Source organism: Bradyrhizobium zhengyangense (assembly GCF_022012435.1).
Lineage (GTDB): Bacteria > Pseudomonadota > Alphaproteobacteria > Rhizobiales > Xanthobacteraceae > Bradyrhizobium > Bradyrhizobium zhengyangense.
Genome location: NZ_JAKLUA010000002.1, coordinates 353,833 through 378,798 on the forward strand (window position 1 = coordinate 353,833; position 24,966 = coordinate 378,798).

Annotated in this window: 22 protein-coding genes and 1 pseudogene; 12 read left to right on the top strand and 11 right to left on the bottom strand. The window is 63.9% G+C overall.

The genetic code is table 11. From position 1 onward, the window contains the following. The first annotated feature begins 79 nt into the window (after window positions 1-79). On the top strand, window positions 80-469 hold the full coding sequence (locus tag L6637_RS10080; protein WP_237870391.1) for a hypothetical protein: 390 nt from the start codon (window positions 80-82) through the stop codon (window positions 467-469). A 38-nt stretch (window positions 470-507) separates the two neighbouring features. Here the strand turns inward: L6637_RS10080 and L6637_RS42395 are convergent. The 6 genes and pseudogenes from L6637_RS42395 to L6637_RS10105 all read right to left on the bottom strand — a co-directional run. Continuing rightward, window positions 508-645: pseudogene (locus tag L6637_RS42395) on the bottom strand (HGGxSTG domain-containing protein); the annotation flags it as partial. Next, complete coding sequence (locus tag L6637_RS10085) at window positions 642-1,238, bottom strand: hypothetical protein (RefSeq protein WP_237863532.1); 597 nt, start codon at window positions 1,236-1,238, stop codon at window positions 642-644. The gene L6637_RS10085 and the pseudogene L6637_RS42395, both read right to left, overlap by 4 nt. Before the next feature lie 313 nt (window positions 1,239-1,551). Further along, entirely contained in the window at window positions 1,552-2,502 is a 951-nt protein-coding gene (locus L6637_RS10090) for a lytic transglycosylase domain-containing protein (RefSeq protein WP_237870393.1), read from the bottom strand. A gap of 212 nt (window positions 2,503-2,714) precedes the next feature. Then, window positions 2,715-2,990 (bottom strand): hypothetical protein, encoded by a 276-nt coding sequence (locus L6637_RS10095; protein ID WP_237863534.1) that lies wholly within the window; start codon window positions 2,988-2,990, stop codon window positions 2,715-2,717. A gap of 78 nt (window positions 2,991-3,068) precedes the next feature. Continuing rightward, window positions 3,069-3,926: a VOC family protein gene (locus tag L6637_RS10100; RefSeq protein ID WP_237870395.1), complete on the bottom strand. Its 858-nt coding sequence runs from the start codon at window positions 3,924-3,926 to the stop codon at window positions 3,069-3,071. A gap of 145 nt (window positions 3,927-4,071) precedes the next feature. Continuing rightward, window positions 4,072-5,265 (bottom strand): urate hydroxylase PuuD, encoded by a 1,194-nt coding sequence (locus tag L6637_RS10105; protein ID WP_237870397.1) that lies wholly within the window; start codon window positions 5,263-5,265, stop codon window positions 4,072-4,074. A 202-nt stretch (window positions 5,266-5,467) separates the two neighbouring features. On the opposite strand from L6637_RS10105, the gene L6637_RS10110 reads away from it, so the two are divergent. Beyond that, window positions 5,468-6,772 carry a PQQ-dependent sugar dehydrogenase gene (locus L6637_RS10110; RefSeq protein ID WP_237870706.1) on the top strand — a complete coding sequence of 435 codons (1,305 nt, stop codon included), beginning with the start codon at window positions 5,468-5,470 and terminating at the stop codon, window positions 6,770-6,772. Between the two features lie 15 nt (window positions 6,773-6,787). On the opposite strand, the gene L6637_RS10115 is transcribed toward L6637_RS10110, so the two are convergent. From L6637_RS10115 to L6637_RS10125, 3 genes are read right to left on the bottom strand one after another with little or no spacing between them, the layout of a single operon-like run. Continuing rightward, window positions 6,788-7,588, bottom strand: coding sequence for an SDR family NAD(P)-dependent oxidoreductase (locus tag L6637_RS10115; protein WP_237870399.1), 801 nt, complete (start codon window positions 7,586-7,588; stop codon window positions 6,788-6,790). Between the two features lies 1 nt (window position 7,589). Continuing rightward, the gene (locus L6637_RS10120) at window positions 7,590-8,144 is read right to left on the bottom strand and encodes a carboxymuconolactone decarboxylase family protein (protein ID WP_237870401.1); all 555 of its coding nucleotides are present in this window, start codon (window positions 8,142-8,144) and stop codon (window positions 7,590-7,592) included. 10 nt (window positions 8,145-8,154) lie between these two features. Further along, window positions 8,155-8,967: an SDR family NAD(P)-dependent oxidoreductase gene (locus L6637_RS10125; protein ID WP_237863539.1), complete on the bottom strand. Its 813-nt coding sequence runs from the start codon at window positions 8,965-8,967 to the stop codon at window positions 8,155-8,157. A 233-nt stretch (window positions 8,968-9,200) separates the two neighbouring features. Between L6637_RS10125 and L6637_RS10130 the strand changes: the two genes are divergently transcribed. From L6637_RS10130 to cyoD, 4 genes are read left to right on the top strand one after another with little or no spacing between them, the layout of a single operon-like run. Further along, on the top strand, window positions 9,201-10,034 hold the full coding sequence (locus L6637_RS10130; protein WP_237863540.1) for a cytochrome ubiquinol oxidase subunit II family protein: 834 nt from the start codon (window positions 9,201-9,203) through the stop codon (window positions 10,032-10,034). Beyond that, window positions 10,024-12,024 (top strand): cytochrome o ubiquinol oxidase subunit I, encoded by a 2,001-nt coding sequence (gene cyoB, locus L6637_RS10135; protein WP_237863541.1) that lies wholly within the window; start codon window positions 10,024-10,026, stop codon window positions 12,022-12,024. Before L6637_RS10130 ends, cyoB begins: the two co-directional genes overlap by 11 nt. Continuing rightward, window positions 12,024-12,665, top strand: coding sequence for a cytochrome (ubi)quinol oxidase subunit III (locus L6637_RS10140; RefSeq protein WP_237870403.1), 642 nt, complete (start codon window positions 12,024-12,026; stop codon window positions 12,663-12,665). Before cyoB ends, L6637_RS10140 begins: the two co-directional genes overlap by 1 nt. After that, window positions 12,662-13,045, top strand: a complete 384-nt coding sequence (gene cyoD / locus L6637_RS10145; protein WP_237863543.1) for a cytochrome o ubiquinol oxidase subunit IV — start codon at window positions 12,662-12,664, stop codon at window positions 13,043-13,045. The genes L6637_RS10140 and cyoD overlap by 4 nt, the downstream gene beginning before the upstream one ends. Window positions 13,046-13,261: 216 nt before the next feature. On the opposite strand, the gene L6637_RS10150 is transcribed toward cyoD, so the two are convergent. Continuing rightward, on the bottom strand, window positions 13,262-14,050 hold the full coding sequence (locus L6637_RS10150; protein WP_237870405.1) for a thermonuclease family protein: 789 nt from the start codon (window positions 14,048-14,050) through the stop codon (window positions 13,262-13,264). A 200-nt stretch (window positions 14,051-14,250) separates the two neighbouring features. Between L6637_RS10150 and L6637_RS10155 the strand changes: the two genes are divergently transcribed. From L6637_RS10155 to L6637_RS10170, 4 genes are all read left to right on the top strand, one after another. Further along, window positions 14,251-15,849, top strand: a complete 1,599-nt coding sequence (locus L6637_RS10155) for a GMC family oxidoreductase (protein WP_237863545.1) — start codon at window positions 14,251-14,253, stop codon at window positions 15,847-15,849. Between the two features lie 7 nt (window positions 15,850-15,856). Continuing rightward, window positions 15,857-16,306 carry a hypothetical protein gene (locus L6637_RS10160; protein ID WP_237870407.1) on the top strand — a complete coding sequence of 150 codons (450 nt, stop codon included), beginning with the start codon at window positions 15,857-15,859 and terminating at the stop codon, window positions 16,304-16,306. A 92-nt stretch (window positions 16,307-16,398) separates the two neighbouring features. Then, the gene (locus L6637_RS10165) at window positions 16,399-17,418 is read left to right on the top strand and encodes a S1C family serine protease (protein ID WP_237870409.1); all 1,020 of its coding nucleotides are present in this window, start codon (window positions 16,399-16,401) and stop codon (window positions 17,416-17,418) included. A 58-nt stretch (window positions 17,419-17,476) separates the two neighbouring features. After that, window positions 17,477-19,204, top strand: coding sequence for an FAD-dependent oxidoreductase (locus L6637_RS10170; RefSeq protein ID WP_237870411.1), 1,728 nt, complete (start codon window positions 17,477-17,479; stop codon window positions 19,202-19,204). A 144-nt stretch (window positions 19,205-19,348) separates the two neighbouring features. Here L6637_RS10170 and L6637_RS10175 read toward each other — a convergent pair whose 3' ends face one another. Further along, on the bottom strand, window positions 19,349-22,825 hold the full coding sequence (locus L6637_RS10175; protein WP_237870413.1) for an indolepyruvate ferredoxin oxidoreductase family protein: 3,477 nt from the start codon (window positions 22,823-22,825) through the stop codon (window positions 19,349-19,351). 162 nt (window positions 22,826-22,987) lie between these two features. On the opposite strand from L6637_RS10175, the gene L6637_RS10180 reads away from it, so the two are divergent. Together L6637_RS10180 and L6637_RS10185 are read left to right on the top strand one after the other, a co-directional pair. Beyond that, window positions 22,988-23,941 (top strand): hypothetical protein, encoded by a 954-nt coding sequence (locus L6637_RS10180; protein ID WP_237870415.1) that lies wholly within the window; start codon window positions 22,988-22,990, stop codon window positions 23,939-23,941. 317 nt (window positions 23,942-24,258) lie between these two features. Beyond that, window positions 24,259-24,948 (top strand): cysteine hydrolase family protein, encoded by a 690-nt coding sequence (locus tag L6637_RS10185; protein WP_237863551.1) that lies wholly within the window; start codon window positions 24,259-24,261, stop codon window positions 24,946-24,948. Window positions 24,949-24,966 lie beyond the last annotated feature (18 nt).

A 24,966-nucleotide genomic window follows, 5' to 3' on the forward strand; every position in this document is an offset into this window, starting at 1 on the left:
GATGGTACCTCTGCAACGTTGCGAGGGTGAAGTCTCATGAGCACGATTCTTTTCCAAATGACTGAATGTCGCGTAAATATTGAGCAAAACGATCATTAAATCAGCAGGGGAAGGCTGGTACTACCTTGCCGCTGTCGCAGGAGTGCTCGCGAATTATACTGCTTGCTCATTTGCGATGCATCGACGCGCGGCTCCATCGTTGGTTGTTGGAGCAACGCCCGTGGAACAGCACGATGATCTGCTCTATTCCGATCTTTTGCAGACGCGATCAACGACGAGCTTCGCGGAGCAATACCCTATGGCCGAAGTAGAGCTTGCCTGGTCAGTTCCCGGAGTGAGTTGGGTTCGGTTCTTGCGCGGGTTGCAATTTGCGTTCGGCTGTGCGGGCAATTGGCCGAGCAAGTTCTCCGCTTCAGCCAATAGGGTGCGAACGAACTTCCGCTCTTCGATCGCCTCGCTGCTGAAATAGCCGTGCTTGACGGCATTGCCGTTCCCAATCGGCGCCCCGGATCCCCATGCACCGCCGTGCATGCGGCAGCGTATCCTGCCGCGCAGCGCCGGCGCGCGACACGTTGCACCGTTGCGGGTTTGCGCCCCGCAACGTCGACTCGTTCGCATCGCCCCTGTGTTGCGGACGTGGCTCATGCGGGAACGGCGTCCACCAGGCCAGGCTGTGCAGCGATCAAGTTCGCATGTTGCGTGAAGTTGCCGACGACGGCCTTGCCGCCGTCCTGCACGGACAAATTCTGCACCGTGATCGCGCACGCGCCGTTGCTGCGGTGCCGGTTCAAGGCCTCCACCTGGGCCGCGTAAGTGCGGGCTAGCCGGGTCAGGGCGCGTGTCAGGCTTTCCTGCTGCTGCACGTCATCGGTGCAGGCGAGGCGACAGGCGCAGCGCATCGTCGCGACCTGAATGCTCACCATCTGCGCCGCCAGCATGGATTCGAGCGAGTCCTTCGGCGCGATGCTCTTCAGCGTCGAGACCATGAAGGCGAGATTGCCCTGGTCGGGCTTGCACGCGACGACGCTCGCCTTCACCAGCTGGCTCAACAGGCCATGCAGCGCGTCGCGGTCGGCGGCGCCGAGCGCCTCGGCCAGCAGCGCTTCGCCGGCGCTCGCATCAGGATGTTCGATCACGATGCTCCGGCGGCGGAGCTTGACTTTCGGGCTTGCAATGGTCGCGGCGCGATCGCTGGCCGTGATGGCCGTCGTTTCGGGAGATGTCAGGGACGTGGTCATGCGATGTGTCCTTTGCCGCAGCAGGGCGCGGCCTCGCGGCAAGCGAAGCCGATCGCGCGTCTGCTGACGCGGCGGTTGGGATTTTCAGGTGGTGACGAGGCGTTGTCGCGCTGCCGGGTCGAGCGCGCCCATCATCGGGCAGGGCTGGACACGGGCTGATCTCGCGATGATGCCATCATGCTCCTGTTTTGCCCGACGAGTCAAAGTGATTTTCTGAAATTCAGCATCCGACCGCGCGCAAGCCCCCGTTCTGACGGGGGCGTCAAGCTACTGTGCATGGGGTTGTTTTCGTGTTTCGGTCGCGGCGGGGCGTTCAGCCCGAAGACCGCTCGCGCGCCGCCACACGGATGGTGTGGGCCTTTGCCCCCTTGGCGCGGGCCGCGATCATGCTGCGCGCCTTGCCATGGGCTGCGCCGCCCTTGCGGAGCAGCGCCACGAGGTGCTTGCGGGCGCGGTTTGCTGCGAGCCGCGCCGCCAGCTGCTCGGCCTTGCGAATGATGGTGGCGGTCGACGGCGTGAGATTCGCGGGCACCCAGGCGACGTCCTTGATCTTGGACAGGCTGCCGACGCCCTCGCAAGGCGCCTCGCGCGGCAGGTCGATCCGGATCGCCAGCGCATCCGAACGCTCGATCCAGTCTTCGGCTTTGGTGCCGGTGATGATGCGGACATAGTCGCGCGTCTCGCGCGGCAAGTCGCTCTCCTTGGCGAGCCATTTCTGGATGCGGCCGGGGCCGGCGTTGTAGGCGGCTGCGGCGAGGCCGAGATTGCCGAAATCGTCGCGGAGCTTGCGCAGGAATCTTGCCGATGCGGGCAGCGCCTTCATGGGATCGAAGGGATCGTCGAGCCCCATTTCAGCGGCGGTCTCCGGCATGAATTGCGCAACGCCTTGCGCGCCGGCCTGGCTGACCTCGTCGGATTTGAAACGGCTCTCCTGCCAGAGCAGGCGGGCGAAGAACGGCACAGGAATGCCGCTCTCCTCGGCCGCTTCCTTGAGCGCGCGGCAGAATTGTTCGGTCGGTGAAGGCGAAGTCTCTACGGCAGCTTCGATGGCGGGCTCCGGCTCGATCGTCTCCTCATAGGAGGCACGCGCATTGGCAAGTTCAATGGCCTGCACACTTGCGAGGAACAGCTCGACGATCGGCACCAACGAAGGCGCGCGGTCGGACTTCGGCGTGGCCTGGTCGACATGTGAGGTTTGCCATGTCGGCTCTGGGCCGACGTCGCACATCAGGAACGCAGCGCAAGCCGCGACGAGAAATCGCATCTCGGTAAGAGTCCTCGAACTGTGGGGAACGACCAGCGGGTGCCGGTGACAAGGACTTCTTAACCGTAATTGCGGCGAAGCTGCGATTCCGAAAGACCACCGGTGTTAGTACGGTGTTCCCGTCGCAGGAACGCGGGGCGCCGCTCCCGCGGTTCTACGGAAACCGCGAGGGGCTCACAGCTGCAAACAATCTTGCGGCAGGTCGGCGCCGCCTAAGGCTTGGGAAAATCCTTGCGCATCGCGATCTCGGCGGCATCGCCGGGCGACAGCACGGTCTGGTCGAAGGCCGCTTGCGGCTTGGTCATGATGTCGTAGAGCGAGATGCCCTTGACGGGCTTGCCCATGAGCTCGCGGACGCAGTCGGCGAGCGTGCCGTTGTAGACGAGGTAGGGCGGACCACGGTCCTTCTGCCGCTCGCCCCTCAGTGACGGCCACTTCTTCAGCTCGGCCGGCGCGTCGTAAGCGATCGGCGATCCCTCTTTGAACATGCGTGTCCCCGGGCGGCTTGGACTTCAGGGGGAACCCTAAAGCCGTCAGGTAAACGCGCGTTAAAGAATTGGTTCAAATCAGCCGGCGATGAAGGCAAGCAGGGTGCCGTTGGCCTTCGCCGGGGGCACGACGATCGCCGCACCGCTACGGACGCCTGCGGGGCCGAGGGCCTTCTCGGTCGCCGCGAGATCGCCGCTGACGAGCACCAGCGCCGCACCGCCGCGGCCCGAGAGGCCAGCGAGCGGCACGCCGGGATAGCGTTGGCCAAGCTGCTCCAGTGTCAGATAGACGAAGTCGGCGCGGTCGCCGCCTGAGGTCACCGTCACCGCGCCGTCGGCCTCTGCCTTCGGCTCGCGATCGATCAGCCGCGCCAGATGCGCGGCTTCCGCTGCGGGCTCGGGCGCTGCGATCAGCACTTGGCTAATCCGCTTGGCCGCGTTCGCATGTTTCATCAGCTCGGGAATCCACACCGTCTCGCGGGTCTTGTGCTGACAGGCGAAGATGCGCACCCCGCCGGGCGCTTCCTCGGTCGGCCACATGAAGGTGCGGAATTTGGCGGCCGAGACCGTGCCATCAGGCAGCGTGACCGGTCGCTCGAAATCGGTCGGGCCGATCGGCGTGAAGCCGCGTGCGCGGATTTCCTCGGCACCGGCGGCGGAATCGATCGCGGTGAAGGCGATGCGTTCGATGCCTTCACCCTGTCGCTCGACAAAGGCGCGCGCCGGCGCGTTGTGCTCGGTTGCGACCAGCACGCCGAGCAGCTCCATATAATCAGGGTCGAACATGATGGTGTAGTTGCCGGTGCCCATATGCGCGCTGTGGGTGCCGCGCGGCGAAAGCGTGAAGCCGAGCTGGCGATAGTTCTCGGCAGCCTTGTCGAGGTCTTTCACCATGACCACAGCGTGGTCGATCCCGATGACGTTCTTGAGGGCCACTTGCGATTTCCCCGGCAATTGCGAACTGACGTTGGACGGCCTGCGCCGCCAGTCCTGTCTACGCCGGATAGGCGCTCGAGTCATTTTCAAATCGAGGGGAGATCAGGAATTTCATTCCGCGAAACGCGGCATCGCCGCGCTGTGATCAGCGATCCTGCTCGCTGATATAGGCGGCGAGGACGGCGCGTTCCTCGCTGGTCATTTCGGTGATATTGCCCGGCGGCATCGCGTTGGACCAGGCCGCGACGCGGCCGATCAGGCGAATGTTGCGATGGATGTGCTCGGGCGCATCGAGCAAGATGGCCTTCGGCGCGGTCACGATGCCGGCCCAGACAGGCTCGGCCGCGTGGCACATGCTGCAGCGGGACATCACGATCTCCTCGACATTGGCGAGGGTCGGCTGCGCCGAGAGCGCGCCCGTCTTGACCTCGCGTGGTCCGGCTGCAGAGAGGAACAGGATCGCGATCGCGCCCGCTGCCGCCACGCCCCACACCCACCACGGCGATTTGCGTCCGGCATGGCCTTCGTTGAAGAAGTGGCGGATCACCGGTCCCAGCGCCAGCACGATCGCGACGATGATCCAGTTGAAGCGCGTGGCGTAGAGCAGGGGATAGTGATTGCTGATCATCAGCACGACGACGGGCAGGGTCAGATAGTTGTTGTGGACCGAACGTTCCTTGCTGGTCTTGCCGAGCTTCGGGTCGGGCGCCTGACCCGCGATAAGCGCCGCGACGATTTTCTTCTGGTTCGGAATGATCACCGCGAAGACGTTGGCGACCATGATGGTGCCGATCAGTGCGCCGATCTGGTTGAAGGCGCCGCGGCCGCTCAGCACATGGGTGAAGGCGTAGGTCAGCGCGACCAGGAACAGATAGCCGCCGATGGCAAAAGGCAGCTCGCGCTGCGCGAGGCCAGTGCGGCAGGCGGCCTCGTAAAGCAGCCACGCCAGTGCGAGGCTGCCGAAGCTGAACAGCCCGGCCTGGAACGGCGTGAGGTCGAGGATCGACTTGTCGACCAGGAACAAATCGGCGTCGAGATAATACACCACCACCATCAGCGCGAAGCCGGACAGCCAGGTGGTGTAGGCCTCCCATTTGAACCAGGTCAGCTCGTCCGGCATTTGGCTCGGGGCCACCAGATATTTCATGATCCGGTAGAAGCCGCCGCCATGGACCTGCCAGGCCTCGCCCTGCACGCCATCAGGCAGGTCGCTCCTGGGCTTGAGGCTGAGGTCGAGGGCGATGAAATAGAAGGAACTGCCGATCCAGGCGATCGCGGCCACCACGTGCAGCCAGCGCAGCAGCAGACTCGCCCATTCCGATATGATCGATCCCCACATGATCATCCCATCGATCGCGACACCGATGCCGCAGCCTTGATGACCGCAACCTGCGGCCGTGCCCTTACAATCTGTTGCACCGATCCGAGACGTTTTCCAGTACGATGGGTCACACCATCTGCACATCGTGCGGGCATGAGCTGACGTGGGATTTGGCAGATAAGTCCGGGAGGAAGCTGGCGTGAAGATTCATGTTTCGCACATGATGGTGGCCGCATGGCTGTTGGTCGTCTGTGCAGGCGCGCAAGGAGAGCCAGTGCTGCGGGGCAAGGATGCCTATGGCAGCTGGCAGGCCGACAAGCCCGGTACCATCAGGCTGATCCGCCCACAGGATCTGGCCAAGCCCGGCGCCACGCCATCGGTCTCAAATCCGACGCGAGTGACGTCGCGTGGCAGCGCAACACCCGATGTGCCTGACGGATTCAAGATCGAGCTGTTCGCCGACGGCCTCTCCGACGCCCGCGTGCTTCGCGTCGCGCCGAATGGCGATATCTTCGTTGCCGAGACCGGGCCGGGGCGCATTCGCGTATTGCGTCTCGGGGAGGGCGGCAAGGTTGCGACCAACGAGGTCTTTGCCAGCGGGCTGAGCCGCCCGTTTGGGATCGCTTTCTTTCCGAACGGCGACAATCCGCAATGGGTTTACGTCGCCAATACCGGCAATGTCGTCCGCTTTCCCTATCACGCCGGCGACCTGAAGGCCTCGGGCAAGGCCGATGTTGTGGTGGCGGATCTCGCACACGGATCGGGCCATTCGACCCGCGACATCGTGTTCACGCCAGACGGCAAGCGCATGCTGGTGTCGGTCGGTTCAGTCAGCAACGTCGCCGAGGGCATGGGCAGCCCGCCCGGTGGGCTCGAGGCCTGGGCGCGCTCGCAGGCGCTCGGCGCATCCTGGGGCTATGAGGCCGAGCGTGCCGCGGTGCTCTCATTCACGCCAGAGGGTACGGACCGCAAGCTCTATGCCACCGGCATCCGCAACTGTGTCGGCCTCGCGATCCAGCCGCAGACCGGCATGCCGTGGTGCTCGACCAACGAGCGCGATGGCCTCGGCGACGATCTCGTGCCCGACTATGTCACCAGCGTAAAGGAGGGTGGCTTCTACGGCTGGCCGTGGTTCTACATCGGCAACAATGAAGACCCGCGTCATGCCGGCGCGCGGCCGGACCTCAAGGACAAGGTGACGGTACCCGATGTGCTGGTGCAGCCGCATTCGGCCTCGCTCGGCATGACCTTCTACCAGGGCGCGCTGTTTCCGTCCGAATATCAGGGCGACGCCTTCGCCGCCGAGCATGGCTCGTGGAACCGGTCGAAGCGCACCGGCTACAAGGTGATCCGCATCCGGATGAAGGACGGCAAGCCGACCGGCGAGTACGAGGATTTTGTCACGGGCTTCGTCGTGAATGACAGTCAGGTGTGGGGACGACCGGTTGGAATTGCGGTCGCGAAGGATGGGTCGCTGCTGATCTCGGAAGATACCGGCGGAACGATCTGGCGGGTGAGCCACTAGCAATCGCGCTGCGACCTATCCCCGCCGCACACTCGCTCCGCCATCCACCGGCAGCGTCACGCCGGTGATGAAATTCGCCTCATCCGACGCGAGAAACAGGGCGGCATTGGCGACGTCCCAGCCCGTACCCATCTTCTTGCGCAGCGGCACCTTGTTGTCGCGCTCGGCTTCGACTTCGGCTCGGCTCTTGTGCCATTCGCGGGCGCGGGTATCGACAGCCATCGGCGTGTTCATCAGGCCGGGCAGGATGACGTTGGCGCGGATGCCGTATTCGGCGTTCTGGTAGGCGAGCTGTTCGGTGAAGGCGATCATCGCCGCTTTCGTCGCCTTGTAGGCGACGTAAGGGTAGGTGGTGATCGCCGCCATCGACGAGATGTTGATGATGACCCCGCCCTTCTGCGCGCGCATGATCGGGATCACTTCTTTGGCGGCGAGGATACAGCTCTTCAGATTGATCGCGACCACGCGGTCGAATGCTTCCTCGGTGATTTGCAGCAGCTCGGCATCGCCGCCGGCGAGGCTCACGCCGACATTGTTGTGCAGGACGTCGATCCGGCCCCAGCGCGATTTGGCGTCGGCGACCATCGCCTTGATGTCGGCAGACTTTGTCACGTCGGCCTTGAAGGCTGCTGCGGTGCCTTGCTTCGCAACGATCAGATCGACGGTCTCCTGCGCCGATTCCAGATGGTGATCGACGCACAACACCTTCGCGCCCTCGCGCGCGAAGGTCAGCGCGGTGGCGCGGCCGTTGCCCATGCCTTCGCCGGGGCTCTGGCCGGCACCGACCACGATCGCAACCTTGTCTTTCATGCGCATGTCAATTCACTCCCGGGATCGGGTACTGCTGGAGTACCTCTTTGTAATAAGGCTCGTTGTCGATCTTCATGGTAGCGAGCACGCGTACCACACCACAATAAAAGGCGATGGTGAGCACAAGGTCGACCATGTGCTCGTCGGAGAGATGCTGCTTGAGTTCAGCGAAAGTTGCGTCCGACATCGCGAGCTCCCGCACCATTTCGCGGGCGCCTTTCAGGATCGACTTGGCGAGCGGCTCGAGCTTCGACGGCTTGCCCTCGGTCTCCGCCATCAGGCCGGCGATGTCTTCGTCTGTAACGCCGAACTCCTTGCCGATCTTCACGTGGTGCGTGAACTCGTATTCCGACTTCTCCATCCAGCCGACCTGGAGGATCGCCAGCTCCCGCAGGCGCGGGTCGAGCTTGCTCTTGAAGCGGATGTAGCCGCCGATGCCGTTGAAAGCGCGCGCCATCTCCGGTGAGTTGACCAGCAGCTTGTGCAGGTTGGTGTTGCGCTTGAGCATATCGCGATATTCGGGCGCGACCTGGTCGGCCTCGAGATAGGGCAGGCGGGCCATTGTGTTTCCTCTAGTGTTCTTGTGACTCGCGTTCGGGCGCCTGCAGCGTGACGCCGCCGTCGACCACCAGCACCTGGCCGGTGATGTAGCGCGCGAAATTGCTGAGCAGAAATTTGACGGCATGGCCGACGTCCCAGCCGGTGCCTTCGGTCTTGAGCAGGGAGGCCCTGGCGCGGTTGGCGCGCGCCTGCTCGCTCATGCCGCGGGCATAGACCATCGGCGTGTACATCGGCCCGGGGCAGATGCAGTTGACACGGATGTTGTCGCGGCCGTGATCGACCGCCATCGCGCGCGTGAGGCCAATGATGGCCGCCTTGGAGGTCGTGTAGGTCGTGAGCCCGCGCGGCCGTAGCGCGGAGATCGAGGAGATATTGACGATCGCGCCGCCCTTGGCGGTTTTGATCATGGCGGGAATCGCATGCTTCGACAGTAGGAACATGGTCTCGACATTGACCTGCATGACGCGGCGATATTGCTCGGGTGCCTCGTCGACCACGCTGCCGCGGCTGCCGATGCCGACATTGTTGTCAAGGAAATCGAGCCGACCCCAGCGGTCGAGTGCGGCGTCGACGAGCTGTTTGCAATCACCTTCGCTGGTGACGTCACCGCCGTGGGGCGCGGCCGTGCCGCCCTCGGCTTTGATCATCTCGACGGTGCGCTCGGCGAGCTTGAGGTCGAGATCGGCGACCAGCACCTTTACGCCGGCGCGGGCCAGCAGAATTGCTGCGGCGCGACCGTTGCCGATGCCGTCACCAGCGGCGCCGCCGCCGCTGATCAGCGCCACCTTGCCGGCGAGGCCGGCATCGTCCTCAGGGCCCTGCATGTCGTTTCATCCCGATATTTTCGTGCAAACTAGCAACGCGCCGCCTGGGTGAGAAGGCCCGCCGTCCCGCGTCGATGTCATTGACATCGCACGGAATTGCATGCCGCCGGACGAGATGAGCTGCGGTTGAGCAGCAACTGCTCGGAACCGTCTTCACGCAACTGCGTTTGTGGCTGGAGCGCTTTTCGCGTTACCCTCGTTGCCGGGGTCTCCCAATCGCCAGTGGCTTGCCGATGAATCTGCTCGATCCACAAGGGCCGGTGGCTGCCGCCAACAGCACCATCCTGGTCGATTCCGTCTTCATCATGCTCGCGATCGTGGTGCCAACCATTTTCGCGATCCTCGCTTTTGCGTTCTGGTTTCGCGCCTCCAACACGAAAGCACGCTTTCAGCCTGACTTCGTCTATTCCGGCCGCGTCGAGATGGTGGTGTGGGCGATCCCCGCGCTAACGGTCATCCTGCTCGGCGGCGTCGCCTGGATCGGCTCGCACCAGCTCGATCCGAGAGCGCCCGTGCCAGGCACCGGCAGCCCGGTGCGCATTCAGGCAGTGTCGCTCGACTGGAAGTGGCTTTTCATCTATCCGGACCAGCGGATCGCCACCGTCAACACGTTGACAGTACCCGCAGGCGCTGAGCTCAATTTCCAGCTGACATCGTCGAGCGTGATGAACGTGTTCTTCATCCCGCAGCTCGGCAGCATGATCTACACCATGAACGGCATGGTGACGAGGTTGAACCTGCGTGCTGACAATGAGGGCAAGCTGCAAGGCCTCTCGGCACATTTTTCCGGCGATGGCTTTCCGGACATGATGTTCGACGTCAACGTGATCTCGCCGCTCGCCTTCCCTGATTGGGTGGCGGGCACGGCGAAAAGCGATGCCGTGCTGAACGAGGACAGCTACAAGAAGCTGATGCAGCAGGGCATCGAGAAGGGTAGGCCGACCTATCGGCTGGACGATCCCCGCCTGTTCGACCTGATAGCAACCCAGCACATTCCGCCGGGACCGGGGCCGGAGCTCCTCTCCGATGCCGGCCGTCCCCACAGTGGAGGCGTTGATGCTCGGTAAGCTCGACTGGTCGGCCATTCCGTTCGATCAGCCGATTCCGCTGATAGCGGGTGGCGTGGTGCTGGTTGCGATCCTCGCCGTGCTGATCTGGGTCGTCGTGAAAGGGCATCTGTCCTATCTCTGGCACGAATGGATCACCAGCGTCGATCACAAGCGCATTGGCGTGATGTACATCCTGCTGGCCTCGGTGATGCTGCTGCGCGGCGGCAGCGATGCCATCATGATGCGGGTCCAGCAGGCGATCGCCTATCAATCGCAAGGCTATCTGCCGCCGGAGCACTACAACCAGATCTTTTCTGCGCATGGCACCATCATGATCTTCTTCGTGGCGATGCCGTTCGTGATCGGACTGATGAATTTGGTGGTGCCACTTCAGCTCGGCGTGCGCGACGTCGCGTTTCCGACGCTCAATTCGGTCGGCTTCTGGCTCACCGCGACAGGTGCCTTGCTGGTCAATCTCTCGCTCGTGATCGGTGAGTTCGCCCGCACCGGCTGGCTTGCCTTTCCACCGCTCTCGGAGCTGTCTTACTCGCCTGGAGTAGGTGTCGATTATTACGCCTGGTCGCTCCAGATATCAGGCGTCGGCACGCTGGTGGCAGGCATCAACCTTGTCACGACAGTGCTGAAGCTGCGGACCAAGGGCATGAACTATCTGCGCATGCCGATGTTCTGCTGGACCACGCTCGCTTCGAACCTCCTCATCGTCGCGGCGTTCCCGATCCTCACCGCGACGCTGGCGATGCTGCTGCTCGACCGTTACCTCGGCTTCCATTTCTTCACCAACGAGGCCGGCGGCAACGTCATGATGTTCATGAACCTGATCTGGGCCTGGGGGCATCCGGAGGTCTACATCCTCGTGCTGCCGGCCTTCGGCATCTTCTCCGAGGTGGTCTCGACCTTCTCCGGCAAGGCGCTATTCGGCTATCGCTCCATGGTGCTGGCCACCATGGCGATCTGCGTCATCTCCTTCATGGTCTGGCTGCATCACTTCTTTACGATGGGCGCAGGCCCCGACGTCAACGCCATCTTCGGCATCGCGAGCATGATCATCGCGGTGCCGACGGGCGTGAAGATCTACAACTGGCTGTTCACGATGTATGGCGGTCGCATCCGTTTTGCGACGCCGATGCTGTGGGCGGTCGGCTTCATGGTCACCTTCATCATCGGCGGATTGACCGGCGTTCTGGTCGCGGTGCCGCCGGCGGATTTCATGCTCCACAACAGCATGTTCCTGGTCGCCCACTTCCACAACGTGATCATCGGCGGCGTGCTGTTCGGCGCCTTTGCCGGCTTCGAATACTGGTTTCCGAAGGCCTTCGGCTTTCGGCTTGACGAGCGCTGGGGCAAGCGGGCGTTCTGGTTTACCTTCCTCGGCTTCTACATCACCTTCGTGCCGCTCTATGTTGCCGGCATGCTCGGCATGACGCGGCGCTTGCAGCATTATGACGTCGCGGCGTGGCGGCCGTGGATGATCGTGGCAGCAATCGGCATGGCCGTGCTGTCGATCGGCGTGATCTGCCAGATCATGCAGCTCGTCGTCAGCATCCGTAATCGCGAGGCCTTGCGCGACCGCACCGGCGACCCCTGGGACGGCCGGTCGCTGGAATGGGCGACCTCCTCGCCGCCGCCGGTGTTCAACTTCGCCTTCCATCCTGATGTCCGCGGCGAGGACGCCTATTGGGACATGAAGATCGCGGCCCAGCAGCAATCGCTCGAACACGAAGTGCCCGAATATCACGACATCGAGATGCCCAGGAACTCGCCGACCGGCTTCGTCTGCGCGTTTTTCGCCGCGATCATGGGCTTTGCGTTGATCTGGCACATCTGGTGGATGGTGATTTTGGGCGGCATTGGCGCCTTCGCGACCTTCGTCGTGTTCGCCTGGCGCGACCATGACGAATACGTCATCCCGGCCGCGGAGGTCGCCGCGATCGACCGCGCCAATCTCGAGGAACGGCGCAACCTTGTCAGCATGGCGGGGGCAATCTGATGTCGATGACCGCGACCGTCGGCCGCGCGCATGCCGATCCTCATCACATCGGTGTTGTCATCGAGCATCGCGGGCCCGCGCCGAAGCGGATCGTGACCGCCTATGGCTTCTGGGTGTTCCTGCTCTCCGACATCGTGATGTTCTCCTGCTTTTTTGCGGCCTACGCCGTGCTGGTCAGCCAGACCGCCGACGGTCCGAAGGGCTCGGAGATTTTCGAGCAGCGCAACGTCGCGATCGAAACCGTCTGCCTGCTGCTGTCGAGTTTCACGTGCGGTATGGCCAGCATCGCCGCCGACGTGCGCAACCGGTTCTGGTTCTATCTCGGCATGGCCGTAACTTGCGTGCTGGGGCTGATCTTCCTCGCCATCGAGTTCAGGGAGTTCGCCGATCTCGTCTCCCGCGGCTATGGCCCGTCGCGCAGCGCCTTCCTGAGCGCGTTCTTCTCACTGGTCGGCTGCCACGGCCTGCATGTCTCGGCAGGCGTGCTTTGGCTGCTCACCATGATGGCACAGGTCTTTGCCAAGGGCTTTCGCGCCGATGTGCTGCGCCGGATGATGTGCTTTGCGCTGTTCTGGCACGCGCTCGACATCATTTGGGTTGGAGTCTTTTCCGTGGTCTATTTGCTTGGGAGTGGCGTATGAGCGATCAGACGCACATCGAACATGACCTCGCGCCGGGCGAAGAAGAGCAGCACAGCGTCGGTGAGCGCATCGTCGGCTACGTCGTCGGCCTGGGTCTCGCGCTGCTGCTCACCGCGACCTCGTTCTTCATCGCCGGCACGGATCTGGTCTGGCAGCCTTCGATCCCAGTCGCGCTGATCGTGCTCGCGATCGCGCAGATGGGCGTGCACCTCGTCTTCTTCCTGCACATCACCACGGGACCCGACAACACCAACAACGTGCTGGCGCTGGCCTTCGGGCTGCTGGTCGTTTTCCTGGTGGTCGGTGGCACCGTCTGGATCATGGCGCATCTCAACCAGAACATGCCGCCGATGGATCAGTTCATCCGGATGCACAGCTAGCGCTGCGCAAAAAAGAAGAGCCGCTTGTTGTGACAAGCGGCCCAAGTCTAGGGAGGAAACGCCCGAGCAAGGACAATCCGATGAGGATCGTCTGCCAAGGAAAACGCCCGCGCAAAGCGCTTGCGTACACATATAGGTGCAGCAACTCCCGATTCAGTTCAATTCCGGATCAATACGGTCTAGGACTACCACTCACGGGTGCGTGAACCAAAATGTTCACTTTGGCCGGCGGCAGTTGTACGCCTTGCGGAAGCCGGAGGCCTGGGCGTCGTCCTCCGAGCAGAACCAGCGGTCCGGCTTGGTCGTCGCGGCATAGCTCGGGCAGCCCCTCAAGTGATAAATGCCGATATTGCCGGTGACGCGGGCGCGCACCGCGAGCTTACCTTTGATGGTGCAGCTCGGCGGCGCCGTCAGCTCCTCCGGAAACAGCACCGCCCGAATCTCCTTGTCGCGGTCGGGACGGCAGGCGGCGCCGAGCAGGGAGCCGTCCTTCTTGCCGGTACGGAATTCTTGCGGTGCAACAAAGCAGCCCTTCCAGATGCCTGATGACGCCGTCCTCGCCTCGGCGGCCGCCGGCTTGACATTGGCCTTGAGGGGCTCGCGCGCGATGGCGAAGCCCAGCCTGACGAGTTGCTCGTTCAATGATACCTTCTCGCCCTCGACCGTGCAGATCGCGCGGTGGCGCTTGCCAAAATTCTTCTCGGGACCGACGTCGTCACAGCGCACCGGCTTGCCGCCGATCAGCTTGGCGAGCTGGTCGCGGGCCTCGATGCCGCAGGTCCAGGGATCGGCGTGGTCGTCGATGCAGACCTGGTCCAACTCGGGCGCGTCGACGCCATCGAGCCGGTAGGTGATGTCGCCAAGCTGGATCGAATTGGCATCCCGGACCGTCGCGGCCGCAGTCAGCGCGGTGGCAGGACTGGAGGTCCCCAAAAATCCGGAAAGAGCGAGAAATAAAACAAGCGCGAAGGCGCGGGCAGCGGCCAATGAATATTCGAAGGACATAATTTCTCGCTATCGATTGCTCTTGCTCCTCGTTCCTAGCATCCGGCAGACGCGAGACCAATGGTCTGCGCTGTGCGAAGTGCGACATTCGCCAGCCAGCCTTTACTCGCCGGCCGGTCTGCCCCTATCGTTTGATGGCCTTGTGAGCCGTGATGGCCGAATCGCCCGGGAAGTGGCGAGGGCGGGAGGAAGACTTTTCGATGAAAGACCCCGTGGACGTCCTGATCATCGGCGCTGGCGCTTCAGGCGCGGCAGTGGCGTGGTCGTTGGCCGAGACCAAGATGCACATTCTCTGCCTGGAGCAGGGCGGCTGGATGAACCCGGCGGAATATCCGAGCACGGGCCGGGACTGGGAGGCCAGGTTCTTCGGCGAGTGGTCGTCGAGCCCCAATATCCGCGGCCGGCCCGAGGACTATCCTGTTAACGACGACAATTCCCCGATCAAGGTCGTGAATTATAACGCGGTCGGGGGCTCGACGGTGATGTACACCGCGCACTGGCCGCGGCTGCATCCTTCCGATTTCAAGGTGAAGACGCTCGACGGTGTCGCTGACGACTGGCCGATCGACTACGACGCGCTGACACCGTTCTTCGAAGAGAACGACCGCATGATGGGCACGTCTGGCCTGTCAGGCGATCCGCTGTCGCCGCTGACGCATCCGCCGATGCCTCAGCAGCCGATGGGCCTGTCTGGCGCCATCGTCGCCAAGGCCATGAACAAGCTCGGCTGGCACTGGTGGCCGTCGGATACGACGGTCGCAACCATGGACTATGAGGGGCGGGCGCGCTGCATCAATCTCGGCCATTGCACGCCCGCCTGCGCACAAGGCGCAAAATCCTCGACCGACATCACCTATTGGCCGCATGCGGTTCGGGCCGGCGTCGAGCTGCGCACGCATTGCCGGGTGCGCGAGATCACCACCGACGAGAACGGGATGGCCACCGGCGTGGTCTATTACGACAAGGACGGCATCGAGCAGTTCCAGCCCGCGCATGTCGTGATCATCGCCTGCAATGGCGTCGGCACGCCGCGGCTGCTGCTCAACTCGAAATCCGACCGCTTCCCGAACGGCCTTGCCAATTCGTCCGGCCTCGTCGGCAAGAATTTGATGTTCCACCCCTATGCGCAGATCTACGGCTATGTGAAGGAGCCGACCGACTCCAATCGCGCGCCGCCGACCTGTCTGTGGAGCAAGGAGTGGTACGACACGGACCTGTCGCGCGGTTTCGTGCGCGGCTATGGCGTCCAGTTCGTGCGTGGCGCCGGGCCGGTATTCGAGGCTGTGGTCAGCGAGCAGAAGGGCATTCTGCCCTGGGGAGAAGATCACCACCGCGTCTTCCGCAAGCTCAACGGCCATCGGCTCGGCTTCTCCGCGATCTGCGAGGACCTGCCGGAGGAGCATAACCAGGTCACGCTCGATCCCGTGCTGAAGGACAGCCACGGCATTCCCGCCCCGAAGATCGACTACACGATCTCCGAGAACAGCCGGAAGATGATGGACCATGCGCTCGCCCGCGGCCGCGAGGTTCTGGAGATGGCGGGCGCCACCGACATCTGCGTCAACTCCCCGATCCCCTGGGGCGGCTGGCATCTGCTCGGTACCGCGCGGATGGGCACAGACCCCCAGCGCTCCGTCGTCAACGAATGGGGCCGCACGCACGACGTGAAGAACCTCTTCATTGTCGATGGCAGCATCTTCGTCACCTCGGGCGGCGTAAACCCGACCTCCACCATCCAGGCCCTCGCGCTCTACATCGCCGACCAGATGAAGCAGCGTCTCGCCAACCTGTTCGACTGAGGCCGACATGTCCGAAAGTCTTCAACTGACGCGCGCTCAACGCGACGACCTGCGCACCATCGCCGCGATGATCGTGCCCGCCAGCGACGAGTACAAGGTGCCCGGCGCCGACGATGCCGCGATCCAGGCCGATATGCTGGCGACGCTCGGCCGCGACACCAAGATGGTGACGGCGGCGCTGGACCATCTGGCGCGCCTGGCCGGCGGGCCGCTTGCCGAGCTCGATGCCTCGAAGCGCAATGCCGCGGCGCAGGAATTTCGCAAGAAAGGCGGCGCGGCCGCGGCAACGCTCGTGCGCGTGGTGCTGCAATGCTACTACCGCGACGACCGCGTGCTGCGCTCGCTCGGGCTGGAGTTGCGTGCGCCGTTTCCCAAGGGCTACGTGCTCCCGGATGGCGACTGGTCGCTGCTCGATCCGGTCAAAGCCAGGGGCGGCACGCTGCGGCGCGCGCCCTAGCCATCTGGGCAGTCCGGCCTTGCACCCCCGGGCTTGCACCTTGCGCCCGATGGAACAGGCCACCATCTGTGTGAGCCTCAAGGACTCTTGCCATGCTGGATTTCACTTCAGATATCGTCGATGACGCACCGTCATCGCGAACGACAGAATCTGCTCCGGTCGATGACCGGGCCCTGCTGGACGCCTATTCCAACGCTGTGATCGATGTGACCGACCGCGTCGGTCCCGCCGTCGTGCGCGTCGAGACCGGACCAAAGACGCCGAACGGCCGCGAGCGCGGCGGGCTCGGCTCCGGCATTGTGATCTCGCCTGACGGCCTCGTCCTCACCAACAGCCACGTGGTCGGCTCGGCCAAGGAGATCCGGCTGCGGGACGTCGAAGGTCATGTTGGCGATGCGCGCGTGCTGGGCGTCGATCCCGATACGGATCTCGCGCTCCTGCGCGCCAACGGCGTGCGCGACTTGCCCTATGCCGCGCTTGGCAATTCCAAAACGCTCCGGCGCGGCCAGCTCGTGATCGCGATCGGCAACCCGCTCGGTTTCGAATCGACCGTCACCGCCGGCGTGGTTTCTGCGCTCGGGCGCTCGATCCGCTCGGTCAGCGGCCGGACCATTGAGGACGTGATCCAGACCGATGCCGCGCTCAATCCCGGCAATTCGGGCGGGCCGCTGGTGTCGTCAAATGCCGAGGTGATCGGCATCAATACGGCTATCATCAACGGTGCGCAGGGCATCTGCTTTGCGGTTGCGAGCAACACGGCGCAATTCGTACTGTCGGAGATCATCCGCCACGGCTATGTCCGCCGCGCCTTTATCGGTGTTGCCGGGCAGACCGCGCCGGTCCCGCGGCGGCATGCGGTGCTGGCCGGCGTCGAGAACAAGATGGGCGCGCTCTTGATGCAGATCGAGCAGGACGGCCCGGCGGCGAAGGCGGGCCTGTTGCCCGGCGACGTCGTCATCAAGCTGGACGGTGTCGAGATCAACGGCGTGGATGATCTGATCCGCGTGCTCGACCGCGACCGGATCGGCCGGCGGCTCGCCATGGACGTGTTGCGGCTCGGCCGGCTGCGGGCGATCGATATCGATCCCATCGAGCGGAAACCGGCCCGCTAGCTGCGGGACGGCAGGCGGGGTATGACGGTGTCATGCCTCCCCTCCGGACTCCTGCCGCATGATGCCGGCGCATGAGACCTACGACGTCATTGTCATCGGCGCTGGCGCCGGCGGTATGACAGCTGCGGCCGTCGCTGCCGCCGAAGGTCTGCGCGTGCTGGTGATCGAGAAGACCGCTTTCGTTGGCGGCACGACCGCGTGGTCCGGAGGCATGGTCTGGATCCCCGCCAATGCCAAGATGAAAGAGGCGGGGCTCTCCGACAGCATCACGGATGCGGTCCGGTATCTGTCGAGCACCGTGCCCGAACCTGCCAACGCGGGCCTGCGCGCGGCATTTCTTGCGCGTGGGCCGGAAGCGATCGCCTATCTCGAAAGCAACACGGAAGTTCGCTTTCAGTCAGTGAAGGCCTATCCGGACTATTATCCGGAGCGGCTGGGCGCGACATCAGGCGGGCGCGTGCTGGAGCCGGTCGCGTTCGACGGCACGCGGCTGGGCCAAGCTTTCGCGCGGCTGCGCGCGCCGCTGCCGGAATTCACGCTGTTCGGCGGGATGATGGTCAACCGGCTCGACATCCCGCATCTGCGCCGTGTCGGAAAATCGCTGCGCTCGACTTTGCGCGCGGCACGGTTGGTCTCCGGATATGCGCTGCAACGACTGCGCAGCCCGCGCGGAACGACGCTGCATCTCGGCAATGCGCTCGCTGCTCGGCTCTATGCCTCGCTGCTGGCGCGGCAGGTCGAGATTCTCTTCAGTGCCGATGTCGAGGATTTGTTGATGCAAGGCGATCGCGTCGGTGGCGTTGTGATTCGCCATGGGTCGCGCGACCGCTTGATCGCCGCGAGGCGCGGCGTCGTGCTCGCAACCGGCGGCTTTTCGCATGATGCGGTCTTGCGCAAACGCTTTTTCCCGCCCTCGGCTGGATTTGTCTCGGCCACCAACATAGCGGGCACGGGCGATGGGCTTCGGCTTGCGGCGACGGCCAATGCGGCGCTGAATACGGACGCGACGAGCCCGGCTTATTGGGTACCGGCCTCGCTGTTCCGCCGCACCGACGGCAGCCGCGGCGTGTTCCCGCACACTGTGACTGACCGCGCGAAGCCCGGCGTCATCGCCGTGAATGGCGCGGGCCGGCGCTTCGTCAACGAGGCGCTCTCTTACCATGAGTTCGTGCTCGCGATGCTGCGCGATGCCAATGGCGAACCGGACCGGCCGTTCTATCTGGTCTGCGACCGGCCGTTCCTGTGGAGCTACGGTCTCGGTCGCATCAAGCCGTTCACGCGCAGTGTGCGCTGCTATGTGGCGAGCGGTGAATTGAGCGAGGCTCCCGACATCTTAGAGCTTGCGGCCAAGATCGGCATCAAGCCGGCCCTGCTTACCGCGACGATCGCGGCTTACAACGATGGCGCAAAGGAAGGCCGCGATCCCGAATTCGGTCGTGGCAGCACCATCTACCAGCGCCACCTCGGCGACGCCGCTCATAAGCCAAACCCCTGCGTTGCGCCTATTCATTGTGCGCCCTTCTTCGCCATGCGCATCTATCCGGCCGATCTCGGCACCGCGATCGGCATGAACGTCGATGCGCAGGCGCGCGTGCTGCGCGAGGACGGCATGCCGGTTGCGGGGCTTTATGCCTGTGGCAACGACATGGGCTCGATCATGAACGGGAATTATCCCGGTCCGGGCATCACGCTCGGGCCGGCGCTGACGTTCGGGTATATCGCGGGGCGGCATCTGGCGGAGGGGGCGGGGTCGGTGGCGCCGCGCGTCGCCACGACGTCAGCCTAGCTATCTCCCACCGCAGTCATGCGCCGCGAACGCGGGGCAACCGGTCCGCCGCGGCCCCTCAGTTCAATTACAGCTGTCTCGGCGTACTGGATCGCCCGGTCAAGCCGGGCGATGACAGCTGTGTGCTTGGCGACAATGCGGCCTCTACTCCGCCGCCGCGGCAAATCGGCTGTTCTCCAGCTCCGCCTCTAGCCGCGCCTTCTCCGCTGCCGCCAGCTTGATGTTGGCCTCCTTGACGTGGCCGAAGCCGCGGATGGTTTCCGGTACACGCGCTAGTCTTGTCAGAAGCGGGATCTGCTCCGCTTTCAGTCCGGGCATCCGCTGATCGATCATGCCGAGATAATCTGCGACCAGCTTCCGCTCGGTCCGGCGCTCTTCAGTGCGGCCGAACAGATCAAAAGCGCCGCCGCGCAGGAATTTCAGCTTCGCCAGCACGCGAAAGGCGTGGATCATCCAGCCGCCGAATTCCTGCTTCTGAAGCCGTCCCGTCGACTTGTCGCGCTTGGCGAAGATCGGCGGTGCGAGGTGGTACTTCAGTGTGAAGTTGCCGTCGAACTTTTCCGACACCTTCCTGGCAAAGCTGCCATCGGTATAGAGCCGCGCGACCTCGTACTCGTCCTTGTAGGACATCAGCTTGAACAGGTTCTTTGCCACGGCCTCGGTCAGCTCCGTGGAGGCGGGCGAGGCGGCAGCTTCCGCCTTGCGCACTTTGGCCACAGCTGCGAGGTAGCGGTCCGCGTACGCCTTGTCCTGATAGCTCGTCAGGAATTCGGCACGGGTTGCGATGATATCGTCAAGCGATTTGGTCGGCGCGGACGCCCGATTCTTGAATTGAAGCACGCTGCGCACGCGCGACATGTCGTGAGCGGCGAGGCGGCCCCAGGTGAAGGCGAGCTTGTTCATCTCGATCGCGGCGCCGTTGATCTCGATGGCGCGCAGCAGGGCCTCCAGCGACAGGGGGATAGACCCCTTCTGGAAGGCGAAGCCCAGCATGAAGGGATTGGTTGCGATGCTGTCGCCCATCAGCGCGCCGGCAATGCCTGTCGCGTCGATGATGTCGAGATTCTTGTCGCCGACCGCATCGCGCAGCACGGTCTGCATCGTGCCCATCTCGAAATCGATATCGGGGTTCTGCACGAAGCTCGCGGTCGGCTGCAGGTCGGCGTTGATATAGGCCTTGGTCACGCCACGCTCGGCGCGGCTCAGCGCCGCCGGGCCGGCCGAGACGATCATGTCGCAACCGAGGATGACGTCGGCGCCGCCGGTGGTAATGCGGACCGCCGAGATGTCTTCCGGCTTCGGTGCGATGCGGACATGGCTCATCACCGCGCCGTTCTTCTGCGAAAGGCCGGTGAAATCGAGCGCCGAGCAGCCGCGGCCGTCGACATGGGCGGCCATGCCGAGCAGCGCGCCGATGGTGATGACGCCGGTGCCGCCAATGCCGGTGACGAGGATGTTGTAGGGTCCATCAAGCTCACGCGCGGACGGCAGCGGCAGGTCGGCGAACAATTGGCCGGAGTCCACCGCCGAGGTCTTCATCCGCTTCAGCGAACCACCATGCACGGTGACAAAGCTCGGGCAGAAGCCCTCGACGCAGGAAAAGTCCTTGTTGCAGTTGGACTGGTCGATCTGGCGCTTGCGGCCGAACTCGGTCTCCAGCGGCTGCACCGAGACGCAGTTGGACGCCTGCGAGCAATCGCCGCAGCCTTCGCAGACCAGCTCGTTGATGAAGGCGCGCTTGGCGGGATCGGGATAGAGCCCGCGCTTGCGACGGCGGCGCTTCTCCGCGGCGCAGGTTTGGTCGTAGATGACGACCGTGAGCCCCTTGATATCGCGCAGCTCGCGCTGCACGGCATCGAGCTCGCGGCGGTGATGAATCGTCGCGCCCTGCGGGAAGTAATTGCCCTCAGGGTATTTGCTCGGATCGTCCGAGACGATCGCAAGCCGCTTGACGCTCTCGGCCCAGACCTGGTGCGCGATCTGCGCGACATTGAAGGCACCTTCGGCCGGCTGGCCGCCAGTCATCGCGACGGCGTCGTTGTAGAGGATCTTGTAGGTGATGTTGATGCCGGCCGCCGATGCTGCGCGGAGCGCCAGCAAGCCGGAGTGCGTATAGGTGCCGTCGCCAAGATTCTGGAAGATGTGCTTTTCGGTGGTGAAGGGTGACTGGCCGATCCAGTTCACGCCCTCGGCGCCCATATGAGAGATCAGGTCGGTACGGCGAGTGGGCATGCTCAGGGCCATGCCGTGGCAGCCGATACCAGCCATGGCACGGCTGCCTTCGGGCACGCGCGTCGAGGTATTGTGCGGGCAGCCCGAGCAGAAGAACGGCGTGCGCGCGAGTTTGATCTGCGTTGTGGTCGTCACAGGATTGTCGAAGGCCTCGAGCCGGGCAAGGCGCTGCTCCAGCACCGGGCTGTGATGGCCGAGCTTGCGCAAGCGTGCCACCAGCGCGCCCGCGACGATGGTCGGCGTCAACTCGCCCTCGCTCGGCAGCAACGGTGCACCGCTCTCGTCGCGCTTGCCGGTGACGGTCGGGCGCCTCGACCCATCAATGTTGTAGAGGATGCGCATCAACTGGTCTTCGATGAAGCCGCGCTTCTCTTCGACCACCAGCACGTCCTGCAGGCCCTCGGCAAAGCGCCTCGCGCCGCTTTCCTCCAGCGGCCAGGTCAGCGCGACCTTGTAGATGCGCAAGCCCAGATCCTGCGCGTCCTTGTCGGTGATGCCGAGGTCGGCCAGCGCCTGGCGCAGATCGAGATAGGCCTTGCCGGTCGCGACGATGCCGAGCCTTGCGGGCTTGGAATCGAGCACGATGCGGTCGAGCCGGTTGGCGCGGGCGAAGGCCTGCACCGCGGCCATCTTCGGCCCGAACAGGCGCCGCTCGGCCTCCAGCGGAGGATCGGGCCAGCGGATGTTGAGGCCGCCGGGCGGCATCTCGAAATCATCGGGAAGTACGATCCTGATGCGTGCGGGATCGCTATCGATCGAGGCGGAGCTCTCGACCGTCTCGCTGATCGCCTTGAAGCCGACCCAGCATCCGGAGAAACGCGACAGCGCAAAACCGTAGAGGCCGAGATCGAGATAGTCCTGGAGCGTGGCGGGATTGATCACGGGAATCATTGCCGCCGCGAACACCTGCTCGCTCTGATGCGCCAGCGTCGAGGACTGGCAACCATGGTCGTCGCCGGCGAGTGCGAGCACGCCGCCATTGAGCGAGGTGCCGGCGGCATTGGCATGCTTGAGCGCATCGACCGAGCGGTCGACGCCCGGACCCTTGCCGTACCAGATGCCGAACACGCCATCGACCTTGGCGCCGGGAAACAGGCCGACCTGCTGGCTGCCCCAGACCGCGGTCGCTGCCAGATCCTCGTTCAGGCCGGGGACGAAGGCGATGTCGTGCTGCTGAAGGTGCGACTTCGCGCGCCAGAGCGCGTGATCGTACATGCCGAGCGGGGAACCGCGATAGCCCGAGATGAAGCCGGCGGTGTTGAGTCCCTGGAGCCGGTCACGTTCGCGCTGCAACATGGGCAAGCGGACCAGGGCCTGAGTGCCGGACAGGAAGATCCGCTTCGATTCGAGCCGGTATTTATCGTCCAGCTCGACCTGCAACAGGGCCATTCTAGGAGTCCTCGTGGTGGCATGAGGTGGGAATTTTGCGCCGCGGAAAGATCGGCGACTTGCGAAGCGGATGCGGCAGTCAAAAGCATGGAGCACCGAAGTCAATATCGCTGGCCGCATCCGTGGCGGGCCTGCTAGTCATGGCTGCCTGTGGAGGAGCCCATGACGGCGAACGCGTTCAATACCGAGATCACCGAAACCGCCGAGGCCCTGATCGGGCCATGGCGTCAGCCCCGCCAGATGCTGCACGCGCAGGTTTACGATGCGCATGCCTCCATCCACGACGATGCCACCGCGCAGAAGCTCGGCTTCAAGGGCGGCACCATCGAAGGCCCGACGCATTTCAGCCAATTCGCGCCGCTCGGCGCGCGGTTATGGGGGCGGGCGTGGTTCGAGAGCGGCTGTCTGTCCGCCCATTATCGCAATGCCTGCTTCGAAGGTGAGGACGTGCAGGCGATTCTGTCGAAGCCGTTGCCCGGAACGAGCCAGTGCCAGATCCAGATGGTGAAGCGCGATGGCACCGAGGTCTTGCGCGGCACGGCCTCGGTCGGCGATGCGCAAGCCGCGACGGCGCTCGAGACGCGCCTGACCGAGCTCAAGCCGCTCACCGATCCTGTCATCCTGCGCGACGTGAAGGTGGCGCAGACGAGCAGGCGGCAGCCGGTGCGGATGGCGTTCGACCAGAACATGGGCGACCTCTATCCGTTCTCCCTCAGGCAGAAGCTCGGCGTCATCACCGAACACTCGCCTTACTATTCCAGCGGCGACAATCCGTGGCGGAAGGCGATCATCCCGATGGAGATGCTGAGCGTGCTGTTCCAGTACCGCTCCAAGGACGATCCGCTGCCGGCGAAGGGACCGGCCGTCGGCCTGTTCGCCGACCAGGAGATCCGGCTGATGAAGGGGCCGCTCTTTGTTGACGAAGAGTATGAGGTCGAGCGTGAGGTGGTCGCACTGTCCGGCAGCCGACGCACCGAGAGCGCCTGGGCCAAGACGCGAGTGTTCGACAAGGCTGGCGCGGTGGTTGCGACCATGCTGCTCAACATGGCGACGCTGAAGGACTCTTATGCGCCCTATGAGGAGGAGTATCGGCGGCTGTATGGAGCGGGGCGGTAGTCTCTCTGTCCGTCATTCCGGGGCGCGACAAAGTTGCGAGCCCGAAATCCATACTCCCGATCGTGGTTATGGATTCCGGGCTCGACGCTTCGCGTCGCCCCGGAATGACGGGCGGAGAGTGCGCGACCAACGCTCATCCTCTAGGCAAATGCACCTCGCAAAGCCGTCGCACAGGGAATAAGCAGTCCTCGATCTCGGGCGTAACCTTCTGAGTACGCATCGATTTTCGTTGCGCCTCGTACGTCACTGCAATTGTACACAATGGCACGGCGCTTGCAGAACTCCCCGCAAAGAGAGTTCTCGCGGGGGCCTGCGTCATGTTGAACTCAACCAAGCCGACATTGGGCGTCATCAGCGCCGAGCCCGAGCCGATCAAGCTCGACTGGTCGTCGACCGCGCTTGTGATCATCGACATGCAGCGCGACTTCATGGAGCCCGGCGGTTTCGGCGAGACGCTTGGCAACGACGTCAGCCAACTCGCGCATGCGGTGAAGCCGATCGGCGCGGTGCTGAAGGCCGCACGCGACACCGGCATGCTGGTGATCCATACCCGCGAAGGGCATCTGCCTGATCTGTCCGATGCGCCGCCGGCGAAAGTCGAGCGCGGCGCGCCGTCCTTGCGTATCGGTGATCCCGGCCCGATGGGCCGCATCCTCATTCGCGGTGAGGCTGGTCACGACATCATTCCCGAGCTTTATCCGCTCGACAGCGAGGTCGTGATCGACAAGCCCGGCAAGGGCGCGTTCTACGCCACCGAGCTCACCGATGTGCTGGAGAAATACGGCATCGAGAATTTACTCGTATGCGGCGTCACCACTGAGGTGTGTGTCAACACCACCGTGCGCGAGGCCAACGACCGCGGCTATCGCTGCGTCGTCATCTCGGACGGCTGCGCATCCTACTTCCCCGAGTTTCACGAGATGGGCCTGAAGATGATCAAGGCCCAGGGCGGCATCTTCGGCTGGGTCGCAACCTCAGCCGCGGTCTTGGAGGCAATGAAGGTTTAGACCACACAGGGGTATTCT

Excerpts from the sequence above, each read along its gene's own strand:
- L6637_RS10085 (WP_237863532.1), bottom strand. The coding sequence starts at position 1,238 with ATGACCACGTCCCTGACATCTCCCGAAACGACGGCCATCACGGCCAGC.
- L6637_RS10090 (WP_237870393.1), bottom strand. The coding sequence starts at position 2,502 with ATGCGATTTCTCGTCGCGGCTTGCGCTGCGTTCCTGATGTGCGACGTC.
- L6637_RS10095 (WP_237863534.1), bottom strand. The coding sequence starts at position 2,990 with ATGTTCAAAGAGGGATCGCCGATCGCTTACGACGCGCCGGCCGAGCTG.
- L6637_RS10105 (WP_237870397.1), bottom strand. The coding sequence starts at position 5,265 with ATGTGGGGATCGATCATATCGGAATGGGCGAGTCTGCTGCTGCGCTGG.
- L6637_RS10110 (WP_237870706.1), top strand. The coding sequence starts at position 5,468 with ATGATGGTGGCCGCATGGCTGTTGGTCGTCTGTGCAGGCGCGCAAGGA.
- L6637_RS10115 (WP_237870399.1), bottom strand. The coding sequence starts at position 7,588 with ATGCGCATGAAAGACAAGGTTGCGATCGTGGTCGGTGCCGGCCAGAGC.
- L6637_RS10120 (WP_237870401.1), bottom strand. The coding sequence starts at position 8,144 with ATGGCCCGCCTGCCCTATCTCGAGGCCGACCAGGTCGCGCCCGAATAT.
- L6637_RS10125 (WP_237863539.1), bottom strand. The coding sequence starts at position 8,967 with ATGCAGGGCCCTGAGGACGATGCCGGCCTCGCCGGCAAGGTGGCGCTG.
- L6637_RS10130 (WP_237863540.1), top strand. The coding sequence starts at position 9,201 with ATGAATCTGCTCGATCCACAAGGGCCGGTGGCTGCCGCCAACAGCACC.
- cyoB (WP_237863541.1), top strand. The coding sequence starts at position 10,024 with ATGCTCGGTAAGCTCGACTGGTCGGCCATTCCGTTCGATCAGCCGATT.
- L6637_RS10140 (WP_237870403.1), top strand. The coding sequence starts at position 12,024 with ATGTCGATGACCGCGACCGTCGGCCGCGCGCATGCCGATCCTCATCAC.
- cyoD (WP_237863543.1), top strand. The coding sequence starts at position 12,662 with ATGAGCGATCAGACGCACATCGAACATGACCTCGCGCCGGGCGAAGAA.
- L6637_RS10150 (WP_237870405.1), bottom strand. The coding sequence starts at position 14,050 with ATGTCCTTCGAATATTCATTGGCCGCTGCCCGCGCCTTCGCGCTTGTT.
- L6637_RS10155 (WP_237863545.1), top strand. The coding sequence starts at position 14,251 with ATGAAAGACCCCGTGGACGTCCTGATCATCGGCGCTGGCGCTTCAGGC.
- L6637_RS10160 (WP_237870407.1), top strand. The coding sequence starts at position 15,857 with ATGTCCGAAAGTCTTCAACTGACGCGCGCTCAACGCGACGACCTGCGC.
- L6637_RS10165 (WP_237870409.1), top strand. The coding sequence starts at position 16,399 with ATGCTGGATTTCACTTCAGATATCGTCGATGACGCACCGTCATCGCGA.
- L6637_RS10170 (WP_237870411.1), top strand. The coding sequence starts at position 17,477 with ATGATGCCGGCGCATGAGACCTACGACGTCATTGTCATCGGCGCTGGC.
- L6637_RS10175 (WP_237870413.1), bottom strand. The coding sequence starts at position 22,825 with ATGGCCCTGTTGCAGGTCGAGCTGGACGATAAATACCGGCTCGAATCG.
- L6637_RS10180 (WP_237870415.1), top strand. The coding sequence starts at position 22,988 with ATGACGGCGAACGCGTTCAATACCGAGATCACCGAAACCGCCGAGGCC.
- L6637_RS10185 (WP_237863551.1), top strand. The coding sequence starts at position 24,259 with ATGTTGAACTCAACCAAGCCGACATTGGGCGTCATCAGCGCCGAGCCC.